Origin of the sequence: Labrys miyagiensis (assembly GCF_030160835.1) — a bacterium.
In the GTDB taxonomy this organism is placed as follows: domain Bacteria; phylum Pseudomonadota; class Alphaproteobacteria; order Rhizobiales; family Labraceae; genus Labrys; species Labrys miyagiensis.
Genome location: NZ_BSPC01000069.1, coordinates 97,772 through 110,776, shown reverse-complemented (window position 1 = coordinate 110,776; position 13,005 = coordinate 97,772). Strand labels below are relative to the sequence as shown.

At 57.4% G+C, this 13,005-nt stretch carries 15 protein-coding genes and 1 tRNA gene; 3 read left to right on the top strand and 13 right to left on the bottom strand.

Annotated features, from left to right (window positions below; genetic code table 11):
- Positions 1-45: 45 nt before the first annotated feature.
- Positions 46-1,173 carry a helix-turn-helix domain-containing protein gene (locus QQL24_RS30395; RefSeq protein ID WP_284316050.1) on the bottom strand — a complete coding sequence of 376 codons (1,128 nt, stop codon included), beginning with the start codon at positions 1,171-1,173 and terminating at the stop codon, positions 46-48.
- A gap of 927 nt (positions 1,174-2,100) precedes the next feature.
- Between QQL24_RS30395 and QQL24_RS30390 the strand changes: the two genes are divergently transcribed.
- Positions 2,101-2,877: a response regulator transcription factor gene (locus QQL24_RS30390; RefSeq protein ID WP_284316049.1), complete on the top strand. Its 777-nt coding sequence runs from the start codon at positions 2,101-2,103 to the stop codon at positions 2,875-2,877.
- 137 nt (positions 2,878-3,014) lie between these two features.
- A complete protein-coding gene (locus tag QQL24_RS30385; protein WP_284316048.1) occupies positions 3,015-3,866 on the top strand; it encodes a putative bifunctional diguanylate cyclase/phosphodiesterase in 852 nt (283 codons plus the stop codon).
- A 727-nt stretch (positions 3,867-4,593) separates the two neighbouring features.
- Here QQL24_RS30385 and QQL24_RS30380 read toward each other — a convergent pair.
- From QQL24_RS30380 to QQL24_RS30325, 12 genes are all read right to left on the bottom strand, one after another.
- A complete protein-coding gene (locus tag QQL24_RS30380) occupies positions 4,594-4,782 on the bottom strand; it encodes a hypothetical protein (RefSeq protein WP_284316047.1) in 189 nt (62 codons plus the stop codon).
- 176 nt (positions 4,783-4,958) lie between these two features.
- Positions 4,959-5,276 carry a hypothetical protein gene (locus tag QQL24_RS30375; RefSeq protein ID WP_284316046.1) on the bottom strand — a complete coding sequence of 106 codons (318 nt, stop codon included), beginning with the start codon at positions 5,274-5,276 and terminating at the stop codon, positions 4,959-4,961.
- Between the two features lie 325 nt (positions 5,277-5,601).
- The gene (locus QQL24_RS30370; protein ID WP_284316045.1) at positions 5,602-6,195 is read right to left on the bottom strand and encodes a hypothetical protein; all 594 of its coding nucleotides are present in this window, start codon (positions 6,193-6,195) and stop codon (positions 5,602-5,604) included.
- A 274-nt stretch (positions 6,196-6,469) separates the two neighbouring features.
- Positions 6,470-6,742 carry a hypothetical protein gene (locus QQL24_RS30365; protein WP_284316044.1) on the bottom strand — a complete coding sequence of 91 codons (273 nt, stop codon included), beginning with the start codon at positions 6,740-6,742 and terminating at the stop codon, positions 6,470-6,472.
- Between the two features lie 426 nt (positions 6,743-7,168).
- Complete coding sequence (locus QQL24_RS30360; RefSeq protein WP_284316043.1) at positions 7,169-7,747, bottom strand: LuxR C-terminal-related transcriptional regulator; 579 nt, start codon at positions 7,745-7,747, stop codon at positions 7,169-7,171.
- 610 nt (positions 7,748-8,357) lie between these two features.
- Positions 8,358-8,497 (bottom strand) — tRNA-OTHER (locus QQL24_RS30355).
- Between the two features lie 253 nt (positions 8,498-8,750).
- Positions 8,751-9,011 (bottom strand): DUF1488 family protein, encoded by a 261-nt coding sequence (locus QQL24_RS30350; RefSeq protein ID WP_284316042.1) that lies wholly within the window; start codon positions 9,009-9,011, stop codon positions 8,751-8,753.
- 16 nt (positions 9,012-9,027) lie between these two features.
- On the bottom strand, positions 9,028-9,429 hold the full coding sequence (locus QQL24_RS30345; protein WP_284316041.1) for a response regulator: 402 nt from the start codon (positions 9,427-9,429) through the stop codon (positions 9,028-9,030).
- A gap of 158 nt (positions 9,430-9,587) precedes the next feature.
- A complete protein-coding gene (locus QQL24_RS30340; RefSeq protein WP_284314582.1) occupies positions 9,588-9,869 on the bottom strand; it encodes a hypothetical protein in 282 nt (93 codons plus the stop codon).
- Between the two features lie 114 nt (positions 9,870-9,983).
- Positions 9,984-10,196, bottom strand: coding sequence for a hypothetical protein (locus QQL24_RS30335; protein WP_284316040.1), 213 nt, complete (start codon positions 10,194-10,196; stop codon positions 9,984-9,986).
- A gap of 37 nt (positions 10,197-10,233) precedes the next feature.
- The gene (locus QQL24_RS30330; protein ID WP_284316039.1) at positions 10,234-10,473 is read right to left on the bottom strand and encodes a hypothetical protein; all 240 of its coding nucleotides are present in this window, start codon (positions 10,471-10,473) and stop codon (positions 10,234-10,236) included.
- Positions 10,470-10,673 (bottom strand): hypothetical protein, encoded by a 204-nt coding sequence (locus QQL24_RS30325; RefSeq protein WP_284316038.1) that lies wholly within the window; start codon positions 10,671-10,673, stop codon positions 10,470-10,472. The genes QQL24_RS30330 and QQL24_RS30325 overlap by 4 nt, the downstream gene beginning before the upstream one ends.
- Positions 10,674-11,380: 707 nt before the next feature.
- Here QQL24_RS30325 and groL point away from each other — a divergent pair.
- Positions 11,381-13,003: a chaperonin GroEL gene (gene groL, locus QQL24_RS30320; protein WP_284316037.1), complete on the top strand. Its 1,623-nt coding sequence runs from the start codon at positions 11,381-11,383 to the stop codon at positions 13,001-13,003.
- Positions 13,004-13,005 lie beyond the last annotated feature (2 nt).

Below are 13,005 nucleotides of genomic sequence, written 5' to 3'. Positions count from 1 at the left end.
AGCCTTGGCCGGCCCGGGCCGCGTCCTTCAGGATCATGCCGACGATCAGCTTCCCAGGCTCTTGAGCCAGCCTTCGAAGGAGCGGGTCTCGGACGGCGTCGTTGAGCCGGTCGTGCGCGTGTTGTTGGCCGGAGCGACCAGGTTTCTGGCTTCGCGGGGGCTGTAGCCGAACTCCCGGCTGAAGGCGCGGCTGAAATCGGCCGATGAACTGAAGCCCAGGGAGTCGGCGATCACCGAAATCTGCCTCCTGTCGCCGGGATCGCTGAGGGCGACGTGGCCGGCGAGAAGGCGCTGCTTCTGGATATAATGCACGACGCCGCCACTCGGCTCGAACAGCTGATAGAGATGGGTCCGGGAGATGCCGAGCTCCTTGCACAGGACATCCGGCGTCATCGTGTTCGACTTGAGATTGCTCCGAATGAACCGGCGGGCGCGCTCCATGGGCGCGATCGTCATCTGTTGCGCCGTCACCGGAGCGCGGTCCTCGGAAGAGGAAACGCAGGCAATGAGGAGATCGCGGGTCGCCTTCACCACGCCCGGCAAATCCTCCTGTGTGAATTCGTTCAGGCGGGCCTCGATGCTGGTGATGTAATTGGAGATCACGCCGGCAAGATTCTTGGAGAGCACGAAATTGTTGTTGGCGTCCAGAATGCCGACGGAATCCGCGAAGAGGTCTCGCGGCAGATAGAGAGTGACATAGTCGGAATCGAGCATGCGGCCCCTGAATGGATGGCCGAGCGAGCGGATTTCTATGCTCTCAGGCTGCGCCTCGGCGACCACGCCGCCAACTTCCGTCCACGACTTGCCGGTGCGCCGAAAAACGACGGACCAGTGATCGATCAGGCTGGAACGCAGTTTCGCCTCGGAACGCTGATAGCGATGGGCGGGCATGTGCTGCTGGACGACGAGCATGCCCCCCAGGTTCCAGGCGGTGTGACTGGCGACAAAGCCGGTGTCCGGAGAAACATTGTCGGGCAACCGCACATCGGCGATGCAGGCCGCATAGGCTTCCCACGCACTGAACTGATCCTTTGGGGGCAGATCCGCCGTCGAAAAAACCAGGGGCTTCAACGCGCGCGGAACGGGCTGGCCATTGTCCGCCTGTGGCCGCTGCTGCCGCGCCCAGCGGCGGCGTTCCCTGAACGGAGGAGTGGGTGGGTCCTTAACTGTCAACTTTCGGTCCTGCGGAAAGCATCATCATATTCACGACTTCCAATATATCACTCTCTACACAAATAGCGGAAAGTGCTAGCCGTAATCCCTATTGAGTCAGCCCGATAACTGTTGGTCAATGCCATGATTTGTGATTGTCGGCTTTCATTCAAGTAGATTTCCATCAAATAAATTCTGGGGCGACAGGCTTCTTGAAAGTTTCTCACTCGGCAAACTTACGTTGCGTTGAGCGTCGGTCTCCAAAATGCAAGCCCCAATGAGATAATCTTCCATCATATACGCATATACAGGAAATCAGTTCGTCGTCCAACCTTATCAATCGCTTGCGTTGCTATCGCTGTCTCTGCACTTGGAACCGGAACTCTCCTCTCCGCACGATGGCCTGCGGGCAGAGCAGTGCTGTCCCGCATCCGCATCTGCTTCCACCGAACTACTCCGTCAAATGGCCGCCTTGACTTCTGAGCGTCGTCTCGAAAGGTCTTGCCGTCGCATGCGCCGTGATTGGTCCCCAGCGTCGCATAGAGGTTACCGCTGGCATTCTTTCCGGAGGACCGGATCATTTCCGAAAGAGGACATATGGCTTGCCACTGACGGCGTATTTCGAATGTCAGTCTAACATCTATATTGGATATTGCCAGATGGCACACTGTTAAGTTCCGCTAACAAAGGATTAAAAACCGTCGTTCAAATCGAAATTCCATTCCTATTTGTCGGGCGAGGCCGGCGAACGCGACGTGATCTTGGCTTACCGTTATGGAAGCATCGCGGCGAAGGATAAAAACGGCCCTCTCATGTTTGGTCTGACGAAGAGAGAGGCAGGCTTGAATTTTGTACTGCAAGCCATGTCTCAGGACACGGTGCTAACGACCGAAGCAGTGATGTCGACTATCTTTCCGGGCATTCGGATCGTGTTCGCGTGGAAATATCATGGACTTCAACTCCGCAGAATCTGGCTTTGGTCTCTTGAAGAGGCAGGTGTTGAAACCCCTTGCCGCCGGAAAAGTTCCTCCTGCGGCCAATGAGGACAGCCGGGCTGCATCCAATCCGCATCTCTCGTCGAAGTTGTCTGTCAGCGTGGTTGCCGAGAATGCCTTTTTTCGTAGCTGCTTGGCACGTTGCCTGGATCGAGAGGACTCCGAGTTTGAGATCGCTGCCTATGAGCATATCGATGCATGGCGGCAGGCTGCGAATCCCGATCCGAAATCGATCGTGATTCTGTGTGCGAATGGTCAGCCCGCAACTGAGGCGATCATCCAGCAAGCGCGGCAGGTTGTTCAGCACGCCGTGTCCAGCGCCCAGGTCATTGTCATCTCGGATGTTGAGAAGCCGGCCCTGATGCTCGGAGCTCTGGAGCAGGGAATAAAGGGCTATGTTCCCATGAGCCTTGATCTCGAGGTTGTCATCGGAGCAATCAACCTGGTGAAGGTTGGCGGGACGTTCATCCCCGCAAGCACATTCCTGATGATGCGGGATGGTGGCGGGGTCTACGGTGCAACCATTGTGCGCAGGCGGACCGAAGATCTTCTTACTGAGCGGCAGTTGAACGTGCTTGAAATCCTCCGCAAGGGGGATCCGAACAAGATCATCGCACATAAGCTGAAAATGAGCGAAGCGACGGTCAAGATTCACGTCAGGAATATCATGAAGAGGGTCAATGCCAGGAATCGAACGGAGCTGGTGCGTATGACGAGTGATCTGTTTTGAAGCCCTATCGTTTCTTGCTCCGATCGAGCAGCCCTCCGCAAAAGCCATTACCAGAGATGGACTTTTGGAAACATTTCGGCGGGAAAACGCACTCCAAAGAGGACGATCGTTGGATCGGAAATGGCGTTACCTTGCACATGCATGACATGATTGATCGCCCCAACGACCACGCTGTGGTTGGCGAAGCTCTCAAGGAGGCACTCGCCAACGGCTGGCTGACTCTGTGTTACCAGCCGCAAGTGAACCTTTATGACGGAAGCCTCCACGCCGTGGAGGCTCTGTTGCGTTGGTCGCATCCGGTTTTGGGCGATGTCTCGACCGGCCGCTCCATTCATGTAGCAGAGCAGATGGGCCTTATCGAAGAGATTGGCATCTGGGGGCTGCGCGAAGCCTGCCGCCAGATGGCGGAGTGGCGCGCGGCCGGGCGAAACGTTCCGGCGGTTTCCGTCAACTTGTCACCCACGCACTTCTGCAATCGCGAGTTGCCGGCCATCATTGCGTGTCTGCTGAACGAGTATGGCATTCCCGCCCATGCTTTGACGGTGGAAATCACCGAGGGCGTCAAGCTGGACGACGATCCCATGACGTTTGCGACAATCGATGCCATCCGAGAGCTCGGGGTGGGGTTGTCGATGGATGATTTTGGCACTGGCTATTCCGACCTGAGCCGGTTGACGCAAGTGCCGTTCACCGAGTTGAAGATCGATCGCAGCTTCGTTAGCCGGCTCTGCGAGGATGGCGGAGCGCGCGCGGTGGTGATAGCGGTGAACGAGATCGGATGTGGCCTTGATATCATTGTGGTCGCTGAAGGGGTGGAGACCGAGCAGCAGCGCAGCATGCTGGAAAGGCTTGGCTGTCGTATCGGGCAGGGGCATCTGTTCGGCCGCCCGATGAAGCCGAGCGAGCTGGAAGACTGGCTCGTTTCCTCGAGGCAGGCACCGGTCATGATCTTGCCCTTTAGCGACCATGCCCTGTATCAGCCTGCCTGATTCGGAATTCCCGCCTGGGCGTCGGCTTGCAGTGAGGCGATCTGTCACGCCCCGGTGATTTTGGGAAATGGTCGCCTAAAGCGTTTTGCCGGACTCGGCAAGAATCGCAAAACGCGTCGAAACAAAGAGTGAGAGCAAGGCGGTGTTTACGCTTTAACGCGCTTTCTTTAGGCCGCATGAGCCCGCCAACTAAACCTCGGAGAGTAGTGCATCGCTTTGAGGCGGGTCACCCCCGGCATGTCCCTTTGAGACGGGTTGTCGGAGGGTAGGCTTGATGATTTTTTAAAGGAAGCTGAAAGTAAAAGGGGAAGGATCGATCGATCCCTCCCCACTGATATGCGCGCAATGCACAAATTTGTCAGCGTGACTATCAGTTGTCACAAGCGAAATCTACACCGGCCGCTAAACGAAGCAACGCTTGGCAGTTGACGCCCACAAACCCAGCCAGTCATCCAACAATGTCTTATATTAGTATGGTTTCCCGAGCTGTCTAGTCCTTTGGGGCTTGAATAAGTAGGTCTTTCTTCAAACTGCGCAAATAAGTAGTACCTCTTTGGAGGTATTAACATGGCGACTTTGTAAGTTGCCCACTAAAATGGCCGGTGGCCATGATAGCCGGCTTCCTGGCACAGCCCGTATAAGGTTGCCCGTTCCGGGCCGGCGGGACGATGGAGGCGTTGATTGGGACGCATGCGCGGCATCGGAAGACGACTTCAAGCGCGCTCTCTCAATCACATTCGAGCGGTTCGACGAGGATGCTTTCGCCATCGCAGAGAACGTCCCCATCGGCGGTAATGACGATCTGGATGTAACCGGTCGCCACCACATCAATTATGACATCGCCGGTGGTTTCGTCTACGATTACGGAGGGGCGCTGCAAGGATCGAGAGGGCGCCGCCGGCATAACCTTCCGCATGGGACGTGCTTCTCCTCAAGAGGCAACCGTTCGGGCGGCGCCGGGCAACATTTTCAAGCACTGAATTCTCAAAAAACTCGGTATCGCTGTATGCTCGTAGCTTTAATTGGTAGAGAAAAGTTATTCCCCGACCGACTTACAAGCTATTCAATGCAGTTCGGTAAGAGAAGGCAGCCTCAGGCTCTTTGCTTGGTCTCGCGGTTAAGCCAATAAGGACCCAAAAGCTTTAAGAGTTTATGGATCTTTGAGGCTGTATCCATGGCCCAGCCAAAATCTTGTCCCTCGCTCGTCTGTGCAAGGCTCCAGCTGCGGCTGCTTTCATCAGCGCCAGCCAGTTGGACTAGTACAACATAACGCTCCTTGCCGAACCTGCGTGAGCGTTCAACATGAACGGTTGCGCCGTCGACTGATTCCGAAATCCAAACCGGTTCGAAATCAACAGCCGGGAAAAGCTGGCGAACGTTGCCACGATACTCAAATGCTTGGTTATTCATGCCGAGGCCTCACTGATCGTGTTAAATTTTAATTAAGAAACGAATTTTCTTCAACTTGTAACTGTTGTGTCGTCTTCTTAAATCGAATTAATGCTTATTTTGGCTGTGAGTGTGTGCGATTAAGCACAGTGAAAAAGGAGTACAGAGTGGGGGGAGACGACCCTGCGATCCATCACAACCGATCGCTGCTTCCGTCTCCTGCATCCGCGACAGAAACGATATGGATTCTTCATCTTTAAAGCAGAGCGGGCCATCGGTCGATGTTGCCCTAGCGGCAGACTGTAGTGCAGAAATGCCGCAGGCAAGACCCTGCACTTGGGGATGCTCAATCCAGCTCTTCGAAGCGGCCGTCATGGAATTCGGCGATCGGTCGAGCCCAGAGGCTGCCGTCCTTGTCGTCGCGATAAATAGTCACGGAGGCCATGTCCTCAACAGGGGATGACGTTTGCAGGCGACCTTCGCCGAGCTCGGTGTAGGTCGATCCCCGCTTGCGATGGCGGAAGCGGCGCTGTTTCCGGGCACCTTCCGCGGTCGCCTCGCCGGAGCGCAGCGGCGGAAGCTGGATATATTTCCAGACACCCTCGTCTTCGGCATGCGTACGCTCGACATCTTCGCGCCGTGCATAGCGGGTAGCGAGGTTCGCGTCGGCGGTCCACACGAAGCCGGTGCCGCCCCAAGTCCGGTAGGCGGTCTCAGGAGCGTTCGTGGCAACCCAATAGCCGTTCAAGGTTTCGGCTTGGCCGGCCGGGGAGGCATCGAGCGTGGCGAGATATTCCAAGATCAGCCGGGCCGCCTGCTTTGTCGCCTGGCTGAACTCCAGGCTATCGGGCGAGAGGGCGCGCCCTTCGCGCATGGCCAGCGCAAGAACCGTTACCTTTATGGCTTCCTCATCCAACCCACGCTTCATCAACTGCTCCATTCATGGCGGTGCCCAGTCACAGGAACGCAAGTGTCGAGGGCAAGCTCAGTTCCCCAGAACATTGCGGCTGTGAAATGTCCATACGTCAATCGAAGTAGGCTATTTCACGAAGAAGTGCATTGGCGGCGTCGCTTAGCCGGGCTTGCGAGAATGTTGGAAGCCGGTGTCCTGCGAACTTCGCTGCAGCATCACGCGTCGGCAGGCTATCTTTGTGAGGCGCCCCACCACGGCGCCGTGGGCCGGCGAATATCCGGCCATTGGCAATGGCACTCTATTACTGGCTGTCGGGGCCGGGAAAATCGGCTCGCTCAAAGATTTGCCGGATCTCCTCCAGTTCCAGGAGCGGCGTCCCGTCCTTGGGCATGATCTGCGCGGTCTTCTGGCGCACGGAATCGGGCTCCCAGTCCGTCATGACAATTCTCACCGCTTTCCACAGGGGCAGTGTCGCTACCCGGACACCGCTGACCTTGCCATCGCGCAGAACCAGGTCCCCGTGCTCGCCGAGGGTCCAGAGCTCCACAAGTTCATCATAATCGATACTGCTCACTGGGACCTCGGATCGTTCTTCGACCGGGAGATAAACGGCTAAATTCAATTGGATACAACTTCTCCGATAGGGGATGTTGGCGCCTTGCCAAGCGTCGACGCTCACTTGTTGCCGTGAGTGTTCGCTCATGAAACGGTATTCGAGTGGCCTATTGTCATCCGCCAAACGCATAGGCGAGCCTGCGGCCCGTCGCGGATATCTAACCCCACGCAACCTCGTTACTTCTCCACACGGTGTATGAAGGCGTGGTTTCAACAAGGCGCATAGCCCAAATCAACGAGGCACGCTGACGGACATGGCCGTTCCCGTCTGTTGCGGCGGTTACGTATCAGCAGGCCGATCGTCGCGGGCAGGCACCGAGAAAGGCACAGGCCCCTCCTGTCTCATAGTACGGCCGTGACGTATGTCCCCCGCCCGGTCGTAGCCTCATTGCAGGCCCAGCAACTCGTTGCTTTTGCAAACCAGTTCGGTCCTGTTCTTGGCCTTGATCTTCCTCATCATGTTGCGGACGTGGATCTTAACCGTCGCCTCGCTCATGCTCATCTTATGGGCGATGATCTTGTTGGGATCGCCCCGGCGCAGATGCTCAAGCACCTCGAGCTGGCGCTCGGTGAATATCGACTTGTCCGCTCGGGCGATCTTGGCTTCACCGCCCGCCGGTGCCGTGCTCCGCATCGACATCAGGCTGCTCGCGGGGATGAAGGTGCCGCCGACATTGATCAGCCTGATAGCGCCCAGGGCGATCTCCAGATCGAGGCCCATGGACACATAGCCCTTGGCGCCTTTCGACAACGCCTCGATCATCGGGCCGGGCTGATCGACATCCGAGACGATGATCACGCGCGCATCGCCGGAAACCTGCATGATCGTGTCCAGGCTGTGGAGCACGGCGTCCTCCGTCGCCCGTTCGCCGGTTGCGCACAGCAGCACGATCTCGGTGGATGCGTGATCCGAACTCTCGAGCCATTCGTGGTGGTTGGCAAAGGAATGGATATCGAACTCCACCGCCATCTGCGTGAGGCAGCGCGCGAAGCAGGTTCCAAAAAACCTGTTCTCCGATATCACCGCGATAGGAGACTTGGCTGCTTCCACATCAGAAGGCAAGTAGGCATACTCGCTCGTGAAAGGAGCCTGAAAGTCTTCGGAAGGATGAGCGAAGATGGCTCCGGTCGCAGATTCTGCAGAGGGTGCCGGCACGAAAACGTTCATTTTCGATCCACGGAATTGGTAGCTGATGATGTCTATTGAGTATCGCACCTCGGCCCGATTGGTCGTTAGCAGTCAGTCCTAAGACGTAACAGGCCGTACAAAAATAGCTTAGAGGCGGCGCGCCGATACACGCAGGCATCTCTTCGGCCATCTTGGCCGGCCAGCCCGCGCCTATAAACCGTCACGGCGGGAGGAGAGAAGCGGGCTCCGGATAGCGATGAGTCGGGTGCATTTTGCAGTGGCAGCGTCCCTGGGTGCTGTATTCCCTCGCATTCGACGTGTCTTCCAACGTCTCCTGTCGTCCCACGCCATTCGCTGCATCGACGGATCTTCAGGCAGGTGGACGCGTCTTTGCGATTCTTGCCGATTCCGTCAAACCGCAAAACGCTTTAGCCATTTGAGCTACAGGCCTGGCGGGATTCGAACCCGCGAGCGGCTTACGCCGAATGGAGTACCGGCGGCATTTGCCATGGCATGTCTCAGCGGACACCGGCACGGCGACAAAAGTGACGAAACAACCCGCTCTACCAACTGAGCTACAGGTCCGCAGGAGGTGTGCTTCGAAAAAGAGTTAGAGGAAAGCAGCGTTTACGCTTAGACGCGCTTTGCTCCAGGGGCGCGCGGCGGCAATACCTAGAGCGTTTTGCCTTCAGATCGAATCACCAAGAACCGCAAAATGCATTTGGTGCCAACGAGTTAATCTGAAAATCCGCTCCCGCCTGAATGCATTTTGCTCTAGCATCGAAGCCTATCCGCTGGAATATGGTGGACGGCTTCGGTATGCCAACGTGTGGGACACTCAGAAATCCTTCGACTCCAGCGAATAATAGTTTCCGCGCCGGGGGGAATAAGCCTTTGCCGCGACTTCCTGAATTTGCGGTCGGTTTGTATCAAAGATCTGCAGAAGATCCGCTTCACTTGTACTGGGGCGCTCGGCGATACGTTCCAGCATGTCACGGCCGACAAAAAAGGATATCTCGAACGCCGAGTCATATCCCCAGAAACAAACACTTTGCTTCGATGCCTGGTAGTTTCTGCTGATATTTGGAAAGCTGATCATCGCTAGGATCCTTCGATCAAGAAACAAGGTCTCGTCCACATGTCGGCGGCGACGCCAGCAGACGTTGCACCTGGCGAACAAGAGCGCCGGTCGGATAGGGTTTCGGTAGAAAACTACCCGCAGCGACATCCGACTCGGCCTGGGCATCGATCCAGGCCGAGTGGATCAGAATCTTCATGCCGGGAAGACGACTGGCCACATAGCGCACAAGAGCCAGCCCTCCTGGTGCATGATCCAGGTCGATATCGGCAATCATGACATCGAAATCGGTGCGGCTGTTGAGCATGTTCATTGCCACACCGGCACTATCGCACTCGATGACTTCGTATCCTTCGTCGAGCAGTTCGTTCGCGCAGATCAGCAGGGATGGGAGATCGCATTCGACCAGCAGGATCAAGGCCGAGGTCAGCGAGAGCATCCCGGGGCCATCGTCATGCCTGGCAATTCCGGAGGCAGTGGCGCTGGCCGGCCTCAACAGGGGCTGCCGGGGCAGACTTGGAGCTCTTGCATCCATGGAATCCGCAACTGAGCCGGCTGAAGCCCTATGGTTGGGCAGCGCTCCCCCTTCGGCGGGCGTCAGGACGATTTCATCCGGTTTGCCGCGGCCATATCGAATTGGATCATGGCATCGAATTCGGCTGGAGCGACGCGCACGACCTGGATCCGATTCTGCGGCCTGGAAATCGCCGGCAGATGAATGAGAGCCGCGACACGCCGATAGGCGAGAAACGACAAGCCCTCGAGCAGTTCCTCGTCCATATCGACCCGATAGTCGCCCGGAGGCTGGCTCTCGTCCATGCCATCGATCTGGAAGGACCTGGCGAATGTTACCGTTGACTGCGACGTACGAATGGTCATCCCATCTCTCCCCGGTGATCGTATGATTTCCCCGCAAGCGGTCGCAAACCACGCTTCCACGGATGGCCGCATGCGCTGGCGCCCAATCGGCATCGCGCCTCGTCAAGGCGGCAGTCATGGCCTGGCCTTCGTCAATTCCCCATCCGTCGCCGCGTTCGATTGGGTGCCTAAGAGGATGTGAAGCCGTTTTCTGCTCGCCTGCATCCAGCCCCCCAACTGCCATTCCGGGATGACATGCCTGGCAACCAGACCGTTCAGGCGCAAGGCAAGGTGGTCGAGCCGCCGAAGGCCGAGTGGACCAATCGCCATTCCGATGGTCATGGTCATCTCCTGCTTTCCTCCAAATGTATCGCGGGGAACGAACTCATTCGACAATGTTCGACGGGATGGCCCACGGATAGGAATGGAACAGATGCAGGGCACCTTCGACGTCGAGGTCGGTCATGTAGACCGCCCGGGCGTTCTCCTGCTCACGCAGATCTTGCTGCGTCCGCCGGGAAAGTGGATCGGGAAGTGCCCGTGTGGCGCCACCCTCATTCTCCCATCGTGCGATCGCGCTCGCAGGTCCGTCGTCGGGCAAGGAGGAAGAGCGCGCCTGTATCATTTCACCTGGTCCATGCTGTGGAGCAGATGCTCACCAGCAACGCGCTCGTGAATCTCGATGCTGCGCTTGATACGGTATTGTGGTTCAGGCGATGCCTCGGGCAGGAGGCGGGTCACTTCGTAGCCAGTGCCATCCGCCATATCGCGATGCTCGCTCCGCAGCGAGACATGCTCGCCGAGCTTGAATTTATGCTGTTTCATGGGTGTGTCCTGACGTGTTCAATGTTGAACACTCGACAGAAAATACTATGCCGAAAATCGGCATTTTAAAATTCACGGACAGAAAAACATCCATCCAAAGCCTCAAAAATCAATGCATTCACAATGCATCAAATAATAATTCTGTAGTTCCTGCATTGTACTCCTTTTATTCTAAATAGCCATAACTATTTAGTAAAATAATTAATTGAAATTTCCGCCTTCAAATCATGAAGGATAAAGCTCATTTCTCCAAAAATCTCGAAAGATTTATCTCGATTATTTCTGTCACTCGTATCATTCGAGTGCCAAATGGTGTATAAAGGCAAGGTGGCTCGCGAGGCTTGTCCAGCCCGGAAGGGGCTTCCCAACGATGGTCCGACCACTTCGTGACCAAGGCGACCTGAGGGCGAGAAAAGGCCCAATGGCGGGAACGCCGCTCCCGATAGAGCGAGGCTCCCCAAAAAGGCGACGGGATCGCTGTCGGGCTCACAATGCGCAATACGGGCGGTACCGCGTTCCGCCAGCGACCGGGCCTGGCGATCTTGTCCTTTTCGGCAAAGAGGGCGGGGTCCAGATCAAGGGACGGGATCTCCCGACCCATGAAGGGAAGCGATGTCCCTGGGTTTCATCGGCGGAGCAAAAACCGATGCCGTAGCCGCCCAAAGCGCTGCACCACCTTTTCTTTGCATCACGACCGGAGTTCGACCATGCCCGCTAAAGACGTCAGATTTTCCGCCGATGCGCGTGACCGCATGTTGCGCGGCGTCGAAATTCTCAACAATGCCGTCAGGGTGACCCTGGGGCCTAAGGGTCGGAATGTTATCATCGACCGCTCCTTCGGTGCGCCCCGCATCACCAAGGACGGCGTTGCCGTCGCCAAGGAAATCGAGCTGGCCGACAGGTTCGAGAACATGGGCGCGCAGATGGTGCGCGAAGTCGCCTCGAAGACGAATGACCTTGCCGGTGACGGCACCACCACGGCAACCGTGCTCGCCGCCTCCATCTTCCGCGAAGGCACTAAATTCGTGGCCGCGGGCATGAATCCCATGGATCTCAAGCGCGGCGTCGACATGGCAATCCTCGCGGTGGTCAAGGATATCGAAGAGCAGGCCAAGAAAGTGCGGTCTTCCGAGGAGATCGCCCAGGTCGGCACCATCGCCGCCAACGGCGATGCCTCGATCGGCGCCATGATCGCCAAGGCGATGAAGAAAGTTGGCAACGAAGGCGTCGTCACCGTGGAAGAGGCCAAGAGCGCCGAGACCCAACTGGACGTCGTCGAAGGCATGCAGTTCGACCGTGGCTATCTTTCGCCCTATTTCATCACCAATGCCGAGAAGATGTCGGTCGAGCTGGAGGATGTCTACCTCCTGATCCATGAGAAGAAGCTGGCTGGCCTGCAGGCCCTCCTGCCGCTGCTGGAAGCGGTGGTGCAGACTGACAAGCCCCTTGTCATCATCTCCGAGGACGTCGAGGGGGAGGCGCTGGCGACCCTGGTGGTGAACAAGCTGCGTGGCGGCTTGAAGGTCGCCGCCGTCAAGGCTCCCGGCTTCGGTGACCGCCGCAAGGCCATGCTCGAGGATATCGCCACGCTGACGGCCGGACAGCTCATCTCCGACGACCTCGGCATGAAGCTGGAGAATGTCACGATCGATATGCTCGGTCGTGCCAAGCGCGTGCGGATCGACAAGGACAGCACAACCATCATCGACGGCGCAGGCAAGAAGAAGGACATCCAGGCCCGCATCCAGCAGATCAAGGGCCAGATCGAAGAGACAAGCTCCGAGTACGATACGGAGAAACTGCAAGAGCGCCTCGCCAAGCTATCGGGCGGCGTGGCCGTCATCCGTGTCGGCGGCGCCACCGAGATCGAGGTCAAGGAAAAGAAGGACCGCATCGAGGACGCATTGAACGCCACGCGCGCGGCCGTGCAGGAGGGCATCGTCCCCGGTGGCGGCGTGGCCTTGCTGCGGGCCAAGGCAGCCTTGTCGAAAATCACCTCGAGCAATCCCGATGTCCGGGCTGGCATCGCAATCGTGATGCGCGCCCTGGAAGCGCCGATACGCCAGATCGTCGACAATTCCGGTGGCGAAGGCTCGACCGTGGTGGGCAAGCTCCTGGAGGCGAACAATCCGAACATGGGCTTTGATGCGCAGACCGAGACCTATGTCGACATGGTCGAGGCCGGTATCATCGATCCCGCCAAGGTGGTGCGAGCCGCCTTGCAGGACGCAGGTTCGGTCGCGGCGCTGATGATCACCACCGAAGCAATGATCGTGACGGCAAAATCGGACGATGCCGGCGCCTCGCCAACTGCTGGAATGGGATATTGACC

What these genes read in the sequence shown, in the direction of transcription:
- QQL24_RS30390 (WP_284316049.1), top strand. Translation starts at nt 2,101, where the DNA reads ATGGACTTCAACTCCGCAGAATCTGGCTTTGGTCTCTTGAAGAGGCAG.
- QQL24_RS30385 (WP_284316048.1), top strand. Translation starts at nt 3,015, where the DNA reads ATGCATGACATGATTGATCGCCCCAACGACCACGCTGTGGTTGGCGAA.
- QQL24_RS30380 (WP_284316047.1), bottom strand. Translation starts at nt 4,782, where the DNA reads ATGCGGAAGGTTATGCCGGCGGCGCCCTCTCGATCCTTGCAGCGCCCC.
- QQL24_RS30375 (WP_284316046.1), bottom strand. Translation starts at nt 5,276, where the DNA reads ATGAATAACCAAGCATTTGAGTATCGTGGCAACGTTCGCCAGCTTTTC.
- QQL24_RS30370 (WP_284316045.1), bottom strand. Translation starts at nt 6,195, where the DNA reads ATGGAGCAGTTGATGAAGCGTGGGTTGGATGAGGAAGCCATAAAGGTA.
- QQL24_RS30350 (WP_284316042.1), bottom strand. Translation starts at nt 9,011, where the DNA reads ATGATCAGCTTTCCAAATATCAGCAGAAACTACCAGGCATCGAAGCAA.
- QQL24_RS30345 (WP_284316041.1), bottom strand. Translation starts at nt 9,429, where the DNA reads ATGCTCTCGCTGACCTCGGCCTTGATCCTGCTGGTCGAATGCGATCTC.
- QQL24_RS30340 (WP_284314582.1), bottom strand. Translation starts at nt 9,869, where the DNA reads ATGACCATTCGTACGTCGCAGTCAACGGTAACATTCGCCAGGTCCTTC.
- QQL24_RS30335 (WP_284316040.1), bottom strand. Translation starts at nt 10,196, where the DNA reads ATGACCATGACCATCGGAATGGCGATTGGTCCACTCGGCCTTCGGCGG.
- QQL24_RS30330 (WP_284316039.1), bottom strand. Translation starts at nt 10,473, where the DNA reads ATGATACAGGCGCGCTCTTCCTCCTTGCCCGACGACGGACCTGCGAGC.
- QQL24_RS30325 (WP_284316038.1), bottom strand. Translation starts at nt 10,673, where the DNA reads ATGAAACAGCATAAATTCAAGCTCGGCGAGCATGTCTCGCTGCGGAGC.
- groL (WP_284316037.1), top strand. Translation starts at nt 11,381, where the DNA reads ATGCCCGCTAAAGACGTCAGATTTTCCGCCGATGCGCGTGACCGCATG.